Annotated in this window: 2 protein-coding genes; both read left to right on the top strand. The window is 60.2% G+C overall.

The genetic code is table 11. The features are described 5' to 3' along the window. Window positions 1-1,815, top strand: a 1,815-nt coding sequence (gene typA / locus AB4Z11_RS29315; RefSeq protein WP_442029343.1) for a translational GTPase TypA, incomplete at its 5' end; no start/stop codon positions are given. 300 nt (window positions 1,816-2,115) lie between these two features. Then, a partial coding sequence (locus tag AB4Z11_RS29310; RefSeq protein ID WP_442029342.1) for a TonB-dependent receptor plug domain-containing protein occupies window positions 2,116-2,481 on the top strand: 366 nt, incomplete at its 3' end.

The raw sequence follows: 2,481 nt of genomic DNA, 5'->3' as shown, positions 1-2,481 counted from the left end.
ATTCGCAACATCGCCATCATCGCTCACGTTGACCATGGCAAGACGACCCTCGTGGACCAACTGCTGCGCCAGTCGGGCACCTTCCGTGAAAACCAGCAGGTTGACACCCGCGTCATGGACTCGAACGACCTCGAAAAGGAACGCGGCATCACGATTCTGTCGAAGAACTGCGCCGTTGAGTACGAAGGCACCCACATCAATATCGTCGACACCCCGGGCCACGCCGACTTCGGCGGCGAAGTGGAACGTGTTCTGTCGATGGTGGACTCCGTGCTGCTGCTGGTCGACGCGCAAGAAGGCCCAATGCCTCAGACCCGTTTCGTGACCCGCAAGGCACTGGCCCTGGGCCTGAAGCCGATCGTGGTCGTGAACAAGATCGACCGTCCGGGCGCACGCGCTGACTGGGCGATCAACCAGACTTTCGAACTGTTCGACAAGCTGGGCGCCACCGATGAACAGCTGGACTTCCCGATCGTGTACGCATCGGGCCTGAACGGCTACGCCGGCATGGACGAATCCGTGCGCGGCGGCGACATGAAGCCGCTGTTCGACGCCATCCTGAAATACGTGCCGGTGCGTGACGACAATCCGGACGGTCCGCTGCAGATGCAAATCACCTCGCTGGACTACTCGTCCTACGTGGGCAAGATCGGTATCGGCCGTGTGAACCGTGGCCGCGTGAAGACCGGCCAGGACGTGGTCATTGTCGACGGTCCGGGCGCGACCCCGATCAAGGGCCGCATCAACCAGGTGCTGAACTTCAAGGGCCTGGAGCGCGTGCTGGTTGACGAAGCTGTTGCCGGCGACATCATACTGATCAACGGTATCGAAGAAATCGGTATCGGTTCCACCGTCTGCGCAGCCGACACCCCTGATCCGCTGCCAATGCTGACCGTGGACGAACCAACCCTGACCATGAACTTCATGGTCAACACCTCGCCGCTGGCTGGCCGCGAAGGCAAGTTCGTGACCTCGCGCCAGCTGCGCGATCGTCTGGACAAGGAACTGAAATCCAACGTGGCACTGCGCGTTGCACCAACCGACGACGACACCATCTTCGAAGTGTCCGGCCGTGGTGAACTGCACCTGACCATCCTGATCGAAAACATGCGCCGCGAAGGCTTCGAGATGGCTGTGTCCCGTCCACGCGTTGTGTTCAAGATGGTGGACGGCGTGCGTCACGAGCCATTCGAAAATCTGAGCGTCGACGTGGAAGAAGCCAACCAGGGCGGCGTGATGGAAGAACTGGGCCGCCGCCGTGGCGACCTGCAGAACATGGAATCGGACGGCAAAGGCCGTGTGCGTCTGGAATACCGCATTCCTGCGCGTGGCCTGATCGGCTTCCAGGGCGAATTCATGACCCTGACCCGTGGTACCGGCCTGATGTCCCACGTGTTCGACGCCTACGGCCCGGTCGACGCTTCCAAGGGCGAACTGGCTGGCCGCCGCAACGGCGTGCTGATCTCGCAGGACGACGGCGMWGCCGTKGCCTACGCACTGTGGAAGCTGCAGGACCGCGGCCGCATGTTCGTGGAGCACAACACCCCTGTGTACGAAGGCATGATCATCGGTATCCACTCGCGCGACAACGACCTGGTTGTGAACCCGATCAAGGGCAAACAGCTGACCAACGTGCGTGCTTCCGGTACCGACGAAGCCGTGCGCCTGGTGCCACCGATTCAGATGTCGCTGGAATACGCGGTTGAATTCATCGAGGACGACGAACTGGTCGAGATCACCCCGAAATCCATCCGTCTGCGTAAGCGCTTCCTGAAGGAACACGAGCGTAAGAAAGCACTGCGCGAAGGCGCATAAGCCCTTCAGCGCCACAGTCATTCTGCACCGCGCAAAGCCCGCCGCCTCGCAAGAGCCGGCGGGCTTTTTCTTTGTCCTGAACGCGGGTGTTCAATCACCGAATTGAGCGTTTGCGCACTGCAGCAAGCATATGCTTATTCGCAGACCGCCTTTAACTGCGGGGTTTCTTCAACACTTTGATCATCATGCTGATTCTTTGGCGCACGCCTGATTTTTCCGTTCTTCACGCGCATAGAATGCGCTGACCAACTAGAACATTAAACGATCAGACTTTTGATCGTACACCCGGAGGAGATCAACGTGAGTCAGCTTCACCGCAAGACCAGCTTGAAGAGTCGCCGTACAGCCATCGCCATCGCCTGCTACCTTGTCGCCACCGGCGGCGCCTTCGCGCAGGACAGCGACGCGGACGGCACCAGCCGCCACGACGCACCACCGAAAGAAAATGTCGTCACCGTGACGGGTACCCGCCAATCGGTCGCATCGGCCATCGAACGCAAGATCCGCAACGACACCGTTTCCGATTCGCTGGTGGCAGAAGACATCAACCAGTTCCCCGACAAGAACGTCGGCGAAGCACTGTCGCGCATCACCGGCGTGCAACTGAGCCGCGACTTTGGTGAAGGTTCCCAGGTTTCCATTCGCGGCGTGCAGCCTGACCTGAAC

It is taken from the genome of Pseudoduganella sp. RAF53_2, from assembly GCF_052113985.1.
Classification (GTDB): Bacteria; Pseudomonadota; Gammaproteobacteria; order Burkholderiales; family Burkholderiaceae_D; genus Rugamonas.
This window is presented reverse-complemented; position numbering and strand designations above follow the sequence as displayed.